Here is a 14,721-nt window from a genome sequence, read left to right on the forward strand (position 1 = left end):
GAAGGCTCGTGAAGGGAGGGGTGAAAAGCGGCTGGCGGCGAAGTGGCTCGGCTAGTCTCGCCGAGGCGGGCGGCTGCACCGTCCGGTGATCGGCCGGGACCGCGATCCTTGGTCAAGAGGAGAGCAAGTGGCTGAGTCCAAGAGCACACCGATCACGCCGGAGCTGTACGACTACGTTCTCGCCCACAATCCGCAGTTGAACCCAGCGCAGCGGGGCATCGTGGAGCTCACCCGGCAGCAGTTTCCCAAGGCGGCGGGGATGCAGTCCGCGGAGGAGCAAGGGCCGCTGCTCGCGTTCCTGGTGCGGCTGATCGGGGCGCGGCATGTCGTCGAGGTGGGGACGTTCACCGGCTACTCGGCGCTGTCCATGGCTCAGGCTCTGCCCGCGGACGGCACGCTGATCACCTGCGATGTGTCCGAGGAGTGGACGGCGTACGGCCGGGAAGCCTGGACCAGGGCCGGTGTCGCGGACCGCGTCGAGCTGCGGATCGCGCCCGCGCTGGAGACGCTGCGGGCGATGCCGAGCGAGCCGCACATTGATCTTGCCTACCTCGATGCGGACAAGGGGGGCTATATCGCCTACTGGGAAGAGCTGGTGCCGCGGCTGCGGCCCGGCGGTCTGATCGTCGCGGACAACGTGCTGTACCGCGGTGAGGTCGCCGACCCGGCGGCGACCGGGTCGGCCCTGGCGATCAGGGCGTTCAACGACCATGTGGTGGCGGACCGGCGCATGGAGGCGGTGCTGCTCACCGTGGCGGACGGTCTGACGCTGGCCCGCAAGCGGTAGCGCCCGCGACCGAAGGACGCGGCCGCCGCCTCCCGAAGCGCACGCGGCCGCCGCCTCCCGAAGCGCACGCGGCCGCCGCCCGGGGCGCGTCTCCCCGCCGGCCTAGCCGCAGCAGCCGCCTCCGCAGCAGCCGCCGCCTCCGCCCCCACCGCTCGGCGCGGGGGCGGCCGCGGAGCCGCCGACGGCGACCGTGGAGAGCAGCTTCACGGTGTCCTCGTGGCCCTCAGGGCAGACGGCGGGGGCGGAGGACTCGGCCATCGGCCGGTTCAGCTCGAAGATGGAGCCACAGGGGCGGCACCGGTATTCGTAACGAGGCATGGCCACAGATTAACCGTGTCGCTGATCAGCGCACGACGGTGTCGGGTGGCGCGTCCAGCATGCCGAGCTCCGCACGGGTCGGTGCGCCCTCCCAGTCGCCGTGCGAGGCGACCGCGAACGCGCCCGTCGTGACGCCGCGCTCAAGGCGTCCGGCAGGTCCCTCGCCGTCCAGCAGTGCCGAGAGGTACCCCGCCACGAAGGCGTCGCCGGCGCCCACGGCGTCCACGGCACGGACCGCTCTGGCGGGCTGGTGTACACAGCCGTCGCGGGTGAAGGCCATCGCCCCCTTCCCGCCGAGTTTGACCACCACCTCACCGACACCCTCCGCCAGCAGAAGCCGGGCCTGGTCCGCGTGGCCCGGCGCCGCGGCGCCCGCGCCGTCGGGCAGGCAGAGCGGCAGCTCGTCATCGGAGGCGATCAGGACGTCCACGAAGGGGATCCACTCGCGAAGGACCGCGGCGGCCTCCTCGGCGGCCCACAGGCGGGCGCGGAAGTTGACGTCGAGACAGACCCTTGAGCGATACCGGCGTGCCAGGTCGAGGACCTGGTGCGCCGCAGAGCGGGCCGTAGGGCTCAGCGCCGGGGTGATGCCGGTCAGATGCAGGACGCGCGGCGGAGCGGCGCGGAAGGCGCGGTCGATGGCGGCCGCCGCCGGCCGGGAGCCGGCCGATCCGGCGCGGTAGTAGTGCACCCGGGTGACCTCCGGCAGCCGCGGCTCGAAGAGCAGCAGCCCGGTCGGGGCGCCGGGATCGGTGGTGGCGGCGGAGACCTCCACGCCCTCGGCCCGCAGCGTCCGGAGCACCAGCGCTCCCGCCTCGTCGTCACCGACCGTGCCCGCCCAGCGGACGGCGTGCCCGAGCCTGGCCAGCCCGATCGCGACATTGCTCTCCGCCCCGGCGATGGAGACCTGCATCGTGCCGCCGAGCCTCAGCGGGCCGCTGCCGCGCAGGGCCACCATGGTCTCGCCGACGGTGAAGACGTCCGGGCGGTCCCGTTCCCCCGGGAGCCCGCAAGCGGGGAGGGCGCCACCGGGAGCCTCGCCGCCGCGCCGCTCCTCCCCGTCCCCGCCGGCCGCCGGCGGCCGCCCCGTCACTGCGTGCACACCGCCTTGAACTCCGCTGCGCGTTTGCGCAGCTCGTCCAGGTCGCCGCCGTCCGCCGCGTCCCCGATGAGCGGCGAGCCGACGCCCACGGCCACCGCTCCCGCGTCGAAGTACGCCGGGGCGACGGCCGCGTCCACCCCGCCGACCGGCACGAACGGCAGCTCCGGGAAGGGAGCGCGCAGCGCCCGCAGATACGCGGGTCCGCCGGCCGACGCCGGAAACAGCTGGAGCGCCGACACACCCAGTGCCTCCGCGGCGATGACCTCGGACGGCGTCATCACCCCGGCGAGCGTCGGCAGTCCCTGCCGTACGGACTCCTCCAGCCCCGCGCCCAGACCGGGCGTGACGATGAGATTCGCGCCGGCCTCGGCGGCACGTCGGGCGTCGTCGCCGGTCAGGACGGCGCCCGCGCCGAGCCAGGCGGCATCGCCGAGTTCGCTGCGGGCCCGCCGGATCACGCTCAGCGCGTCTTTGCCGCTGAGGGATACCTCGATCAACGCAAGGCCGGCCTCCGCAAGCGCCATGACCGTACGGAAGGACGCCTCCGCATCCCTGCCCCGGATGATGGCGACCAGCCGGTCGTTCCGGAGCGCTTCGCTGAAGTCCATGGCGATTCCTGCTTTCTCCGCTCCCCGCTGCGCGTGTGCCGCGCGTGCGGGTCGTTCGGGCGCGCGGGTGGTGCCATCGATTATTCCGGCCCGGCCGCATGGGTGGGGCGCTTCGGCCGGCACCTTGTCACCATTCCGCAAAGCCACCGTCCTCGTAGCGCCACACCGGGTTCCGCCAGGCGTGTCCCCGCTTGTCCGCCGCCCGTACGGCGGCCTCGTCGACCTCCACACCGAGCCCGGGGCGTTCGGTGCGCAGCAGCGACCCGCCATGGAAGCGGAACGGCTCCGGGTCCGCGACGTAGTCCAGCAGCTCGGCGCCCTGGTTGTAGTGGATGCCGATGGACTGCTCCTGGATGAGGAAGTTCGGTGTGGTGAAGGCGACTTGGAGGCTGGCGGCCAGTGCCACCGGGCCGAGCGGACAGTGCGGGGCGAGCTGCGCGCCGTACGCCTCCGCGAGCGCGCCGATCCGGCGCAGCTCGGAGATACCGCCCGCATGCGAGACATCGGGCTGGAGGATCGCCACGCCGGACTGCAGCGGAGCCAGGAACTCTCGCCTGGTGTAGAGACGTTCACCGAGTGCGAGGGGGATGCCGGAGGCATTGACGAGATCAGGGAGGGCCTGCAGGTAATCACCGAGCACCGGCTCCTCGACGAACATCGGTGCGGTCTCGGCCAGCAGGGGGAGGAGCCTGCGGGCGTTGGCGGGGGAGACCCGGCCATGGAAGTCGAGCCCGAAGTCCCGGTCCTCACCGAGGACTTCGCGTGCGGTCTCGGCGCGGAGCAGGCATGCGCGCACCTCGGCGCGGGTCGCCACCGGGCTCATCCGGCCGCAGCCGTTCATCTTGACGGCCGTGAAGCCCGCCTCGATCTGCGCGGTGATCGCCTCCCGGATGGCCTGCGGTTCGTCGCCGCCGACCCATGCGTAGGCCCGGATCCGCTCTCGTACCGGCCCGCCCAGCAGCTGGTGGACGGGGACACCGTGGCGCTTGCCCTTGATGTCCCACAAGGCCTGGTCCAGACCGGCGACGGCGGACGACAGCACCGGCCCGCCCCGGTAGAAGCCGCCCTTGGTCATGACCTGCCAGTGGTCCTCGATGCGCGCCGGATCCTGCCCCAGGAGGTATGCGGACAGCACCTCCACGGCCGCCCGGACGGGCTCCGCCCGCCCCTCGACCACCGGCTCGCCCCAGCCGACGAGGCCCTCATCGGTCTCCACCCGTACGAACATCCAGCGCGGCGGGGCGAGGAACGTCTCGATGCGGCTGATCTTCATGGACCGGACCGTCCTTTCGGCGTGCGCGGCGTACGGCGGGACGTGCATCCCCCGGCGGGCCCGTGCGCGATCTACTGCCCGCAGGGGACGCCGCCGTAACGGGAAGGGCCGTCGCCGCTGCCCCCGAGGACCGATGTGATCACACAGTCCGGTCACGCCTTCCCGAGCCCCTCCGCCCCTACGCACCTCCGGACTCTTCCCGTACGCCGTCCCGTAGGCCGCCCGGCACGCCCTCCCGAAGAACTCCGAGCGCGACTGCGGCGGGCGCCACGCCTAGGCCCGGCTAGGCCCGGCTAGGCCCGGCTAGGCCCGGCTAGGCCCGGCTAGGCCCGGCCTACGGATGCTCCCGCGCCGACTTGTCCAGCAGTTCGAGCATCGCCATGTACGCGCCGTCGACGTCCCGGTTCCGTACGGCTTCGACGACCGCGGCGTGCACCGCATGCGGATGCTCGAAGGCGCGGTCGGCGGCCAGCACCTCCCGGTCGCGCTCGACGAGCACGGGCACGATCACCCGGTGCATCTGCGCGTAGAAGCGATTGTTCGACGCGATCAGCATCGCCGTGTGGAAGGAGGCGTCGGCGCGTACGAGCAGCACCGGATCGTCATCGGTCGCGGCCATCGCGCTCAGCGCGGCGTCCAGTGCCGCCAGATCGTCGTCGGTACGGCGCTCGGCGGCGAGCGCGGCCGCGGCGGGCTCGATGGAGCGGCGCAGTTCGAGCACGTCGGCGAAGAAGTCCGAGGACACCCCGGCCGCCAGCTTCCAGCGCAGCACGTCCGTGTCCAGGAGATTCCACTCCCCCCGAGGGCGGACGAAGGTGCCGCGCTGCTGATGGGTGCCGAGGAGCCCCTTGGTGGTCAGTACCTTGACCGCCTCACGCAGTACGGTCCGGCTGACGTCCAGCTCCGCCATCAGCTCCGGCATGACCAGGGTTTCCCCCTCGCCGTAGGTGCCCTGGAGGATCCGCCTGGCGAGCGCTTCGACCGCCGCGCCGTGCGCTCCGTGGCCCGCGGCGGAGGCGGCGCGCTCCGACCGGCTCATGGTGCTGCTCCCTGCTCCCCCTGCCCCTGGTCCCCGCGCCCCCGCCTCCCCCTGCCCCGAACCACCCGCCGCCTGCCGGCACCGGTCGTCAGGGCGTACCGAGCACCCCAATCCCACCTCGGTACGCCCTGACGTGTCCCTCGCCCCGGTCAGGTCCCCTTGCCGCCGGAGCCGCCCGCGCCGGTGCCCGTGCTCGTGCTCCCGGAGCCGGCACCGGTGCCCCTTCGGGTGATGCTGCTACTGGTACCGGGGCCGAACGAGCCGCGCCCGGCATGCGGGGCGCCCTGCATCTTCCGGCGCGCCACCAGCCGGCCTGCCGTCATGCCGGCCACCGGATGCGCCTGCCCGCGGGCGAACTGTTCCGCTTCCTCCGGGTGCCGGGCGCGCCAGTACGGGTTGTCCTCCGAGAGACCACCGCTGACCCGTCCGTACATCCCGAAGACCAGCAGCATCAGCCCGACCACGAAGCTGAACAGGACGTTCTGGATGCGGAAGGCGAGGAAGTTCGCGCCGGTGTCCAGCAGCGCCAGGTTCACGAACCCGCTCAGCAGGAAGAGGCCGCCGAAGACGATGTTGAGGGTCGAGGCGAAGTTCCCGCCGATCACCATGCCGGCGAAGAGGATCGCCCCGACGACGATCGACAGCACGCTCAGGGAACCGTTGGTGTTCAGCCCCGCGACGGTGTCGCCGCCGGTGTCGAAGAAGCCGATGTGGTGGGTCAGTCCGAGGATGCCGAAAGCGACCAGTACCAGGCCCATCAGCCCGGCGCCGATGCGGTAGACCTTGCTGAGCCCGTGATCCACGGGCAGATGCTCGTCGAACCGGGCACGACGGTGCCCCTTGGCCCGGTGGTGCCGCCCCATGGGCCCGTGCAGGGTCTGGCCAGTAGCCCCAGTAGCCATGTCCGGCCTCCTTCGCGCAGATGTGCCGCCTGGGCCGTACTCAATCTCCAGGATCCGCCCACGGGCCGCTTCACGCCATCGCACCTGGAAGAACGCCTCCGGAGCGGGGCCACTTCTGAGCCGTACGACACGACCGCCCACCCGCCGCCCACGGCGCAGCTCAGCGGGACACACCCACTGGGCCGGCGGGAACCACTCGATGAGGAGGCCCGCCGGCAGCCTCAGCCGGCGGTCCCTGCCGCGCCCCTGGCGTCCCGGATCTCCTGCACCACCCGGGCCGCCGTCTGCCGTACCGCCTCCGTCTCCGTCAGGAAGTGCCACCAGTCCGGATGCCGCCCTTCCAGGCCGGCGACCGCACGATCGAGCCGCGCCACCGCGTCGTCCAGGGGGCGGGCATGCCGCGGGTCGGGGGTGCTGCGCCCGGCCATCGCCAGCCGCTGTGCGTCCCGGAGGGCGAAGCGGGTCCGTTCGACCTCCTTCTGCCGGTCGAACGAGACCGCATCGAGCCGCTGCAGCCGGTCACCGGCCGCGGACACCGCATCGTCGGTGGAGTCCAGCAGCGCCCGCACGGTGGCCAGCCGGCTCGTGGCATCCGCCCAGCGCTGCTCGTCCCGCGCCTGCTGCGCCTCCCGCAGTTTGACCTCGGCCTGCCGCACGGACTGCGCCGCCTGCTCCGGTACGTGCTGCAGGTCCTGCCAGCATGCCGCGCTGTAGCGCCGCCGCAGCTCGCTGAGGACCGGATCGACCTTCCCGGCGCGCGTCGTGATCGCCTGCGCCCGGGTCCGCAGCGACACCAGCCGCTTGTCGATCTCCGCGGCCTTCGCCGGCAACCGCTCGGCCTCGGCCCGTATGCCTTCGGACTTGCGGAGCACGTCGTCGGCGCGCCGGATGGTCTCCTGTACGCCGTGCTGCCCGGCGCCCTGATTGAGCTTGGTCAGCTCCGGCCCGAGCGCCGCCAGCCGGGCCGCGAGATCGTCCGCCCGCATGCCCTGGGCCCGGACCGCGTCCAGCGCGTTGCTCGCCGCCAGCAGCGCCTGTCGCGCCCGCTCCACCGCCGGGGCGAGCTGCGCGAGCTGCGTCTCGGCGGACTGCAGCAGCGGTCCCAGCCCCTGCGCGAACCGGTCGAGGTCACCCTTGACCCGGTCCAGTTCCTCCTTGGCCCGCATCAGATCGGCCCGCGCCCGTGTCATCGCGGCGCCGTCCAGATCATCGCGGTCGAGATCATGGGAATCGACCGCGGTGATATAGCCGTGACTCACCTCGTCGATCCGCCGCCCGAAGCCCTCGTAGTCCGCCGCGGCCCGCTGCGCCTGAGGGGAACTGTCCACCGCGGTGATCGTCTCTATGGAGATCCGCAGATCCCGGTGTGCGGTGTCCAGCTCGTAGAACGCCGCCGCCGCGGCATCCTTCGCGGCCTGCGCATCGGCCCGCTGGCTCTCCCCGCGCCCGAACCAGCGACGAGTCCCCCCACCGGCGAACGCCATCGGAGCCAACGCGATCAGCAACGGCAACGGCAGCAACGCGAGCGTCACCGCATCCCGGACCGGGCCTCCACGCACGCGACGGCGTTCTCGCTGCTCATGCGGCTGCGTGTGTGTCGCCGTCACTTCCCTCTCCCGATCGGTTCGCCCCAGGACGGATGCCATTCTCCCACTCACCGGAAACGAACACACCGGCCGGTAAGTTCGCACTTCGCGCACTGGTTTGCAGTCCAGCCCCGAAGGCAAGGTAGTCTGTCGGCTCGACCAGGGCGCATAGCTCAGCGGTAGAGCGCTGCTCTTACAAAGCAGATGTCGGCGGTTCAAATCCGTCTGTGCCCACTCACCACGCAGAACGACGAAGGCCCAGGCCATCCGAGATGCACTCGGATTCCTGGGCCTTGATCGTTTGTTGCCGCGGGTGCGCGGCCCACCCAGCTCCTCGGCGTCATGACTTCGGGCGCGGAGATCAGCTCGCCCGGCAGGCGACAGGTGCACCGGCCTTGGGCTCCGGGGTCTGCGACACTGGTAGCAGCATGTCAGCGCCGGAAGGCCGGCAGCAGCGGTGGGCGATCAGCGTCGCCGCTCGACGGCGAACCGGGCCCGGCGAGGACCGGGCGCCTCCTACGGCCGTTGTTCGGGCAGGCTGCGAGAGTCGGCGCGGCGCGTCGGCGCCCCAGTCCCCGAAGAGAGCGCGAAGCCCGCACCGCATTCGGCCCTGGCGCCCAAGGCGGCATGACGGCTCGATCTCACCATCTGTGGGAGGCATCCGATGCCATTCATCGACATCAAGGTGATCGCCGGAGTATTCACCCCCGAAGAGAAGCAGAAGATGGTCGAGGATGTCTCCGAGGCGTTGATCGCCATCGAAGGCGAGGCATTGCGACCGGTGACGCATGTGGTGGTCACCGAGACGCCCAGCGGCGAATGGGCGGTCGGTGGTAAAGCCCTGACCGCCGAGGACGTTCGGGCCAAGAGGGCCGGCTAGGGTCTGTTGCGAAAGTTGATCTTGTTCGCTGATGATCACGTCTCATGGGACGTGGGGATCTGACGAACGGCCAGTGGGCCCGGCTTGAACCGTTGCTGCCGCAGGGCATCAAGCCGGGCCGTCCGCAGGTGTGGACGCGGCGGCAGTTGATAGACGGCATACGGTGGCGGACCCGCACCGGTGCTCCCTGGCGTGATGTGCCGGAGCGGTACGGGCCATGGGACCGGGTCTATGACCTGTTCCGCCGCTGGCAGCGGGACGGGACGTGGGCTCGGATCGTCACGCAGCTCCAGGCCGAGGCTGACGCGAAGGGGATGATCACCTGGGACGTGAATGTCGACTCCACGGTCTGCCGTGCCCACCAGCACGCGGCTGGGGCGGTGAAAAGGGGGATCTCCAGAAGGAACCGCCCGGCGGGATCACCGTCGAGCCGGCCGACCACGGACTCGGACGCTCCCGGGGCGGACTGACCAGCAAGATTCACCTCGCGGTCGAGCAGGGCCAGAAGCCGTTGGCGGTGGTGGTCACTGCCGGGCAGCGGGGCGATTCCCCTCAGTTCGAGCCTGTCCTGGAAGCAATCCGGGTGCCCAGACTCAGCCGGGGACGGCCACGCAAGAGGCCGGATCGAGTGCGCGCTGACAAGGCGTACGACTCCCGCAAGAACCGCTCCTACCTGCGCAGACGCGGCATCAAAGCGACGATCCCGGTCCCCGCGGACCGCGTCCGCAACCGGCAGAAGCGCGGCTCGCGCGGCGGACGGCCACCGACGTTCGACAAGACCGACTACAAGCAGCGGCACGCGGTCGAGTGCGGAATCAACCGACTCAAGCGGCACCGCGCGGTCGCCACGAGATACGACAAACTCGCCGTCCGCTACGAATCAACTGTGCTGGTCGCAGTCCTCAACGAGTGGCTGTGACCAGCACTTTCACAACACGCCCTAGGGCCTGCCCCATCGGACACCCCTGGCCCAGCCGGTAGGTGTCCTCGAGTTCCTGCCGGGCGCCAGGCGGCGGCGCATCCGTGACCTGGCGGCCTCCTTCCCCGAGCCATCGGCCTGGTGGCCCGGCCTCTCCTGTCAAGGAGCAGGTTCGAATCCTGTCGTGCCCACCAGTGGTGGACCGCGAGGTCAGTGGCCCCCGACTCGGTTGAGTCGGGGGCCGTTTTCGTGCCCGGTGGCGGTGGGGTGGCGCGGGTGGGAGCGCTCCGGGGGCTGCTGGGGGGACTGCTGGGGGGCTGTTGTTTGTGGTGTGTGGGGGTGTATCGTCGGTTGTAGTTTGAACTTTCAAGTAAGTGTGGCGAATGATCCACGCGGTGTCGTGGTGGAAGATCGGAGAGCGGGTTCATGGCCGTACGACGGCTCAATCACGCGGTGTTGTACGTCCGGGACGTGGCGCGGGCTGTTGCTTTTTACGGTGAGGCGCTGGGGCTCACCGTGGATGTGGAGATACCGGGGCGGGCGGCCTTCCTCAGTGCGCCCGGCTCGCTGAACGATCACGACCTGGGGCTGTTCGCGGTGGGGGCGGACGCGCCGGGGCCGGAGACCGGACGGGTCGGGCTGTACCACCTGGCCTGGGAGGTCGGCACGCTCGGCGAACTCGCCGCGACCGAGGCGCGGCTCGGTGAGCGCGGCGCACTGGTCGGCGCCACCGACCACCTCGTCTCCAAGTCCCTGTACGCCAAGGACCCGGACGGCAACGAGTTCGAGGTGATGTGGCGGGTTCCGCGGGAGGACTGGCCGGGGCCGGAGGAGGCGGACCGGCTGCGGCCGCTGGATCTGGCGGTGGCGCTCAGGCGCTGGGGGCCGGACCTGGTGACGGGCGCCGCGGCCGGCTCGGCCACGTGAGGTGAGGCGCGGCCCGCGCGCCGTGCCTCAGGAGTCCGACGCCGCTGCCGCCCGCTCTGCCGCCTTCGCCCGGTCTGCCGCCTCCGCGCGCTGCGCCCAGCGCTTCTCCACGCCGCTCAGTCGCCAGTACGCCAGCGCCGCGGCCCACACCACGACGAACAGGCCGACGATGATGAAGCCGACATTGTCGAGGTCGAGGGTGGAGATCCAGCCGGTCAGCGGGTCGTCGAGGGCGAGTTTGTCGTGCAGCACGGTCACCAGCTCGATCGTGCCGATGAAGAAGGCGACGGCGATCGACAGTCCGGTGATGGTGAGGTTGTAGTAGACCTTGCGCACCGGGTTGGAGAACGCCCACTGGTAGGCGAAGTTCATGAACGTGCCGTCGAGGGTGTCGAACAGGCTCATCCCGGCGGCGAACAGCAGCGGCAGGCACAGGATCGCGTACCACGGCACGCCGGCCGCGGCGCCGCTGCCCGCCATCACCATCAGGGTCACCTCGGTCGCGGTGTCGAAGCCGAGCCCGAAGAGGAAGCCGAGCGGGAACATCTGGCCGGGGCGCGAGATCGAGCGGGTGAAGCGTCCCAGGAAGCGGTTCATGAAGCCGCGCGAATCGAGGCGCTGCTCCAGCTCGGCCTCGTCGTACCGGCCGTCGCGCATACCGCGGAAGACCCGCCAGATCCCGGCCAGCGCGATGAGGTTGAGGGCGGCGATGAGGTAGAGGAACGTCCCCGAGACCGTGGTGCCGATGGTGCCGAGGATCTGGTGGGTACGGGATTCGTCGTTGAGCAGGGTGCCCGCGAGCTGGGCGCCGCCCGCCACCAGGGCGGCCATCGCGACCACCACGCTGGAGTGGCCGAGCGCGAACCAGAAGCCCACCGAGACCGGCCGCTTGCCGTCGGCCATCAACTTGCGGGTGGTGTTGTCGATCGCGGCGATGTGGTCGGCATCGAAGGCGTGCCGCATGCCGAGGGTGTATGCGGTGATGCCGAGTCCGGCGCCGAAGACCTGGCTGCCCACGGAGTAGTGGTGCGGGACGACGAGCAGGAAGAGCACGCCGAAGGCGACGACGTGCAGGCCGGCTATGACGGCCATCAGGCCGGCGGTACGGAGGGTGTCCTGCCGGCGCCAGCGGAACGCGGCGGGGGCAGGGGTGTTCGGGGTATCGGTGGACAGGGCCATCCGGCGGTCACGCTCCAGCACCTCGTGGATCAGTTCGTGAGATGCCGTGGCCGGTCTCCTGGCTTACGGGTGCACGCGTCCGTCCCCGCCTTCCCGGCCGCGGGCTGCGGTCAGTGGCGCCGTACGCGCGCCGTGCGCATACGGAAAGGGCTGGAAACTCCCCGATCACAGTGGCGAGGGCCGCTCCGGCCTGGGACACAAGGTCCGGCACCGGTCTTCCCGAACACCACGGCTCGATCACTCTATCTGCCGAGGAGGGCGGGTGTGCCGAGGAGGACGGGGGGAGGTGCGGGCCAGTGGCAGTGGACTCGCGGCCGGTGGTCGCCGGGAGGGCCGGCGCTCCGCTTCGGGGTCGGTGGGCCAGGGACGCCGGGTCAGTAGTCCAAGGACGAGAGGAAGGCGTGCAGTTCGCGGTCGAAGAGCCCGGTGTTCTCCAGATTGACCATATGGGCCGCGCCCGGTATTCGGACTCTTCGGGCGCCGGGGACGGCCAGCGCTATGGCATGGGCGTTGGCGGAGATGTCCGCACTGTCGAGGTCGCCGTCGAACACGACCGTCGGCACCCGGATCTCGCCCAGGCGGTCCGCGGCCCCGACCTCAAGGGGCATCCCGGCGCCCAGCCCATCGGCATGCACCTCCACATTGGCCGCGGCCGAGGCGCGCATCCGCTCGCGGAACCCCGGGTGCACGGCGGATGGTTCGCGATGCGGACCGTCCACCCACATCCGCAGGAAGTGCTCGACATAGCGATCCGCGCCGTCCGGTGCGCCGATGGCCGCGACCTGCTCCTTGATGTGCTCCAGCACGAAGGGGTCGGTGAAGGGGCGGCCGCTGATGCCGGGGGAGGCGAGCGCGAGGGCCGTCACCCGGTCCGGGTGGGCTATCGCGGTGTCGAGGGCGACCCGCGAACCGTGTGAGAGGCCGACGAGGACGGCGCTGGGGGCGTCGAGCGCGTCCAGGAGGGTGCACAGGTCGTCGTGGTTGGCGTAGTCCCCGTCCACCGTGGAGGACAGGCCGTGGCCGCGGAAGTCGTAGCGGATCGCGCGGAGGCCGGAGTTCACCAGCCAGGTGAACTGTTCGTCCCACATGTGCTGGTCGAGCATGCCGCCGTGCAGCAGTACCACCGCGGGGCCCGAGCCGGCCGTCTCATAGAACAGCTCGCCGTCGTCGACCGGCACGAGGCCGTTGTCGACCTCGGACCAGTCGGTGATTGCTCGGGTCATGCTCCGGACCGTCCTTTGTGCGTGGAGTGCGTGGAGTGCGTGGGGGATGGGGGCGGGTGGGGTGATTGGGGTTGGTCAGGCGAGCTTTGTGACGTTGTTGGTGGTGGTGGCGTGTGTGTTGTTTCTGTTTTTGATGCCGGTGTTGTCGTTACTGCCGCTGGTGTCAGTTTTATCCGGTGGACTGTGTGAGCCGTTCGCCAGGTGCCGGAATTCCTCACCGAGTCGGTCGAGCACGTGCAGGGCCGTGCGGACGTCCTCGGCGGGCAGGTCGGCCAGCCGCTGTCGCAGCTCCCTCGCCTCGAACTCCTGGATCCCGCGTATCGCCGCCGCGCCCTCGGTGGTGAGCTCGATCAGGGAAGAGCGGCGGTGTGCGGGGTTGGGGGCCGTCACGACCAGGCCCAGCTCCGCGGCGTGGTTCACCCAGCGCTGCACCGGCTGTCTGTCGAGCCCCATCGAACGGGCCAACTGCGGCACGGTCCTGGGCCCTTCGCTGCGCAGGGCGTCCAGCAGCGCGTGTTCACCGGCGGTCATGCCCGTGCCCGTCAGCTCGCGCTCCACCGCGCGGACGACCGTCCGGTGCAGCGGCCATAGGCGTCTGATGACGCCGTACAGCAGGTCCTCGGCGGTAGTGGGTCCATCGGCGCCCACCCTGTCGGCGTCGCGCGCGGTGGAACTGTGCGCTCCGGCGCCGTTTTCGCCGGTGTCATGCTCTGCGGCATCCCCCTCATTGACACTCATGATGTCATGATGACATCGGTGATGTCGTTTGGGAAGGGGCTTGGCGCGGAAAGGAGTTGATGGCGGAAGGAGCTGAGGAGGGAGAGGAGCGGTGAGCAGTGCCGCGGGTGACGGGCGCGGCGGGGAGCGTGCGGGCGATGTGTGATGGGTGAGGGAGAGCGTGAGGGCGGATGAAGGTCGGTCTGTTGCGTGCGGTCGGGGTGGTCACGGCGGTGTACAGGGTGGCGGTGACGGCGGTGCCCGATCTGCTGGCGCGGCCTTCGGGGCTGGTCGACGGTGAGGGAAGGGTCGAGCCGGCCACCCGGATCTCGTTGCGCCCGCTGGCCTGGCGGGAAGTGGCCAGCGGGCTCGCACTCGCGCTGGCGCCCGAGGGTCCGGCGCTGCGCACCGCCGCGTACATGAGGATCGCGGCGGATCTCGGGGACGCCGTTCTGGTCGGTGCGACGCTGCCGGGCCGGGACCGGAGGGGGAGGGCGGCCGCGGCGTCCGTGGGATGGGGTGCGCTGTCGGTGGTCGGTCTGCTGGTCGGCGGGCGGCGACAGGGGGGCAGCCGCCGGACGGGGGTCAGTCGTCGGACGGGGGCGGGGCCGTTTCGGGGGCGAAGGAGATGACGAGGTCGGCGCGGTCGCGAGTCGCCGCCACGACGCGGGCGTTGGTCTCGTCCGAGGCGTGCACGAACCGTTCGGCGTCGGCGCGTGGGCGCCCGAAGCGCTCATGGCGGTCGATCAGCCGCCGGATCCGCTCCGGGCCGTCCAGCTCCACGTACCAGACCTCGTCGAGCAGCGCGCGGACCCGTGGCCAGGGCGCTGAGTCGAGAAGGAGGTAGTTGCCCTCGGTGACGACGAGCGGGATGTGTGGTGCGACGGCGATGCTGCCGGCGACCGGCTCCTCGATACGGCGGTCGAAGGCCGGGGCGTAGACGGTGGTGTCCGGCTCCGGGGTGCGCAGGCGCGCCAGCAGCGCCTCGTACCCGGCGGGATCGAAGGTGTCGGGCGCGCCCTTGCGGTCCGTGCGGCCGAGGCGGCGCAGCTCCGCCTCGGCGAGATGGAAGCCGTCCATCGGGACGAGCGCCGCCTGCCCGGCCAGCTCCGCCACGAGGTGGGCGGCGAGGGTGGACTTGCCGGCGCCCGGTGGGCCGGTGATGCCGAGCAGTCGGCGTCGTGCGGGGGTCGCGGAGCCGGCGAGCCGGCGGGCGCGGGAGAGAAGGTGCCGGGGATCCATGATGGGTCCATCGTGCCTG

Annotated in this window: 16 protein-coding genes, 1 tRNA gene and 1 riboswitch; of the genes, 6 read left to right on the forward strand and 11 right to left on the reverse strand. The window is 71.2% G+C overall.

Annotated features, from left to right (window positions below; genetic code table 11):
* Nucleotides 1-127 precede the first annotated feature (127 nt).
* Nucleotides 128-787 (forward strand): O-methyltransferase, encoded by a 660-nt coding sequence (locus tag AC0680_RS23470; protein ID WP_478631941.1) that lies wholly within the window; start codon nucleotides 128-130, stop codon nucleotides 785-787.
* A gap of 102 nt (nucleotides 788-889) precedes the next feature.
* Here AC0680_RS23470 and AC0680_RS23475 read toward each other — a convergent pair whose 3' ends face one another.
* The 7 genes from AC0680_RS23475 to AC0680_RS23505 form a co-directional block, all read right to left on the reverse strand.
* Nucleotides 890-1,105, reverse strand: coding sequence for an FmdB family zinc ribbon protein (locus tag AC0680_RS23475; protein ID WP_399150737.1), 216 nt, complete (start codon nucleotides 1,103-1,105; stop codon nucleotides 890-892).
* A gap of 25 nt (nucleotides 1,106-1,130) precedes the next feature.
* Nucleotides 1,131-2,198: a sugar kinase gene (locus AC0680_RS23480; protein ID WP_478632036.1), complete on the reverse strand. Its 1,068-nt coding sequence runs from the start codon at nucleotides 2,196-2,198 to the stop codon at nucleotides 1,131-1,133.
* Nucleotides 2,195-2,815 (reverse strand): bifunctional 4-hydroxy-2-oxoglutarate aldolase/2-dehydro-3-deoxy-phosphogluconate aldolase, encoded by a 621-nt coding sequence (locus tag AC0680_RS23485; protein WP_478631946.1) that lies wholly within the window; start codon nucleotides 2,813-2,815, stop codon nucleotides 2,195-2,197. The genes AC0680_RS23480 and AC0680_RS23485 overlap by 4 nt, the downstream gene beginning before the upstream one ends.
* Nucleotides 2,816-2,942: 127 nt before the next feature.
* The gene (gene dgoD / locus AC0680_RS23490) at nucleotides 2,943-4,088 is read right to left on the reverse strand and encodes a galactonate dehydratase (protein ID WP_478631948.1); all 1,146 of its coding nucleotides are present in this window, start codon (nucleotides 4,086-4,088) and stop codon (nucleotides 2,943-2,945) included.
* Nucleotides 4,089-4,422: 334 nt separating this feature from the next.
* Nucleotides 4,423-5,127, reverse strand: a complete 705-nt coding sequence (locus tag AC0680_RS23495) for a FadR/GntR family transcriptional regulator (protein ID WP_478631950.1) — start codon at nucleotides 5,125-5,127, stop codon at nucleotides 4,423-4,425.
* A 149-nt stretch (nucleotides 5,128-5,276) separates the two neighbouring features.
* Nucleotides 5,277-5,990, reverse strand: coding sequence for a DUF4383 domain-containing protein (locus tag AC0680_RS23500; protein WP_478632039.1), 714 nt, complete (start codon nucleotides 5,988-5,990; stop codon nucleotides 5,277-5,279).
* A 260-nt stretch (nucleotides 5,991-6,250) separates the two neighbouring features.
* On the reverse strand, nucleotides 6,251-7,636 hold the full coding sequence (locus AC0680_RS23505; protein WP_478631953.1) for a hypothetical protein: 1,386 nt from the start codon (nucleotides 7,634-7,636) through the stop codon (nucleotides 6,251-6,253).
* 141 nt (nucleotides 7,637-7,777) lie between these two features.
* Between AC0680_RS23505 and AC0680_RS23510 the strand changes: the two genes are divergently transcribed.
* The 4 genes from AC0680_RS23510 (at nucleotide 7,778) to AC0680_RS23525 (ending at nucleotide 10,341) form a co-directional block, all read left to right on the forward strand.
* A tRNA-Val gene (locus tag AC0680_RS23510) sits at nucleotides 7,778-7,849 on the forward strand.
* A gap of 430 nt (nucleotides 7,850-8,279) precedes the next feature.
* Nucleotides 8,280-8,495, forward strand: coding sequence for a tautomerase family protein (locus AC0680_RS23515; protein ID WP_384427262.1), 216 nt, complete (start codon nucleotides 8,280-8,282; stop codon nucleotides 8,493-8,495).
* Nucleotides 8,496-8,539: 44 nt separating this feature from the next.
* Nucleotides 8,540-9,414 (forward strand): IS5 family transposase gene (locus tag AC0680_RS23520; protein WP_478631956.1). Its coding sequence is split into 2 segments (ribosomal slippage): nucleotides 8,540-8,933 and nucleotides 8,933-9,414, totalling 876 coding nucleotides; the frame shifts between segments, so codons are not numbered across the junction.
* Nucleotides 9,415-9,840: 426 nt separating this feature from the next.
* Nucleotides 9,841-10,341, forward strand: coding sequence for a VOC family protein (locus AC0680_RS23525; protein ID WP_478631958.1), 501 nt, complete (start codon nucleotides 9,841-9,843; stop codon nucleotides 10,339-10,341).
* 27 nt (nucleotides 10,342-10,368) lie between these two features.
* Here AC0680_RS23525 and nicT read toward each other — a convergent pair whose 3' ends face one another.
* The 3 genes from nicT to AC0680_RS23540 all read right to left on the reverse strand — a co-directional run bounded on the left by nicT (nucleotide 10,369) and on the right by AC0680_RS23540 (nucleotide 13,481).
* Nucleotides 10,369-11,520 (reverse strand): Nickel transporter NicT, encoded by a 1,152-nt coding sequence (gene nicT / locus AC0680_RS23530; RefSeq protein WP_478632041.1) that lies wholly within the window; start codon nucleotides 11,518-11,520, stop codon nucleotides 10,369-10,371.
* Between the two features lie 31 nt (nucleotides 11,521-11,551).
* Nucleotides 11,552-11,766, reverse strand: a riboswitch (cobalamin riboswitch).
* Between the two features lie 128 nt (nucleotides 11,767-11,894).
* On the reverse strand, nucleotides 11,895-12,743 hold the full coding sequence (locus tag AC0680_RS23535; RefSeq protein ID WP_478631961.1) for an alpha/beta fold hydrolase: 849 nt from the start codon (nucleotides 12,741-12,743) through the stop codon (nucleotides 11,895-11,897).
* A 75-nt stretch (nucleotides 12,744-12,818) separates the two neighbouring features.
* Nucleotides 12,819-13,481 (reverse strand): MarR family winged helix-turn-helix transcriptional regulator, encoded by a 663-nt coding sequence (locus tag AC0680_RS23540; protein ID WP_478631964.1) that lies wholly within the window; start codon nucleotides 13,479-13,481, stop codon nucleotides 12,819-12,821.
* A gap of 170 nt (nucleotides 13,482-13,651) precedes the next feature.
* Here AC0680_RS23540 and AC0680_RS23545 point away from each other — a divergent pair, with 170 nt between their 5' ends.
* Nucleotides 13,652-14,092, forward strand: coding sequence for a hypothetical protein (locus AC0680_RS23545; RefSeq protein WP_478631967.1), 441 nt, complete (start codon nucleotides 13,652-13,654; stop codon nucleotides 14,090-14,092).
* Here the strand turns inward: AC0680_RS23545 and AC0680_RS23550 are convergent.
* Nucleotides 14,046-14,702 (reverse strand): nucleoside/nucleotide kinase family protein, encoded by a 657-nt coding sequence (locus AC0680_RS23550; RefSeq protein WP_478631970.1) that lies wholly within the window; start codon nucleotides 14,700-14,702, stop codon nucleotides 14,046-14,048. The two genes, AC0680_RS23545 and AC0680_RS23550, sit on opposite strands and share 47 nt — an antisense overlap.
* Nucleotides 14,703-14,721 lie beyond the last annotated feature (19 nt).

The sequence above is a fragment of the Streptomyces sp. NPDC043738 genome, assembly GCF_056436545.1.

Bases quoted from the DNA above. Each gene is read 5' to 3' on its own strand.
- AC0680_RS23475 (WP_399150737.1), bottom strand. From the start codon at position 1,105: ATGCCTCGTTACGAATACCGGTGCCGCCCCTGTGGCTCCATCTTCGAG.
- AC0680_RS23485 (WP_478631946.1), bottom strand. From the start codon at position 2,815: ATGGACTTCAGCGAAGCGCTCCGGAACGACCGGCTGGTCGCCATCATC.
- dgoD (WP_478631948.1), bottom strand. From the start codon at position 4,088: ATGAAGATCAGCCGCATCGAGACGTTCCTCGCCCCGCCGCGCTGGATG.
- AC0680_RS23495 (WP_478631950.1), bottom strand. From the start codon at position 5,127: ATGAGCCGGTCGGAGCGCGCCGCCTCCGCCGCGGGCCACGGAGCGCAC.
- AC0680_RS23500 (WP_478632039.1), bottom strand. From the start codon at position 5,990: ATGGGGCGGCACCACCGGGCCAAGGGGCACCGTCGTGCCCGGTTCGAC.
- AC0680_RS23515 (WP_384427262.1), top strand. From the start codon at position 8,280: ATGCCATTCATCGACATCAAGGTGATCGCCGGAGTATTCACCCCCGAA.
- AC0680_RS23525 (WP_478631958.1), top strand. From the start codon at position 9,841: ATGGCCGTACGACGGCTCAATCACGCGGTGTTGTACGTCCGGGACGTG.
- nicT (WP_478632041.1), bottom strand. From the start codon at position 11,520: ATGGCCCTGTCCACCGATACCCCGAACACCCCTGCCCCCGCCGCGTTC.
- AC0680_RS23535 (WP_478631961.1), bottom strand. From the start codon at position 12,743: ATGACCCGAGCAATCACCGACTGGTCCGAGGTCGACAACGGCCTCGTG.
- AC0680_RS23540 (WP_478631964.1), bottom strand. From the start codon at position 13,481: ATGAGTGTCAATGAGGGGGATGCCGCAGAGCATGACACCGGCGAAAAC.
- AC0680_RS23545 (WP_478631967.1), top strand. From the start codon at position 13,652: ATGAAGGTCGGTCTGTTGCGTGCGGTCGGGGTGGTCACGGCGGTGTAC.
- AC0680_RS23550 (WP_478631970.1), bottom strand. From the start codon at position 14,702: ATGGATCCCCGGCACCTTCTCTCCCGCGCCCGCCGGCTCGCCGGCTCC.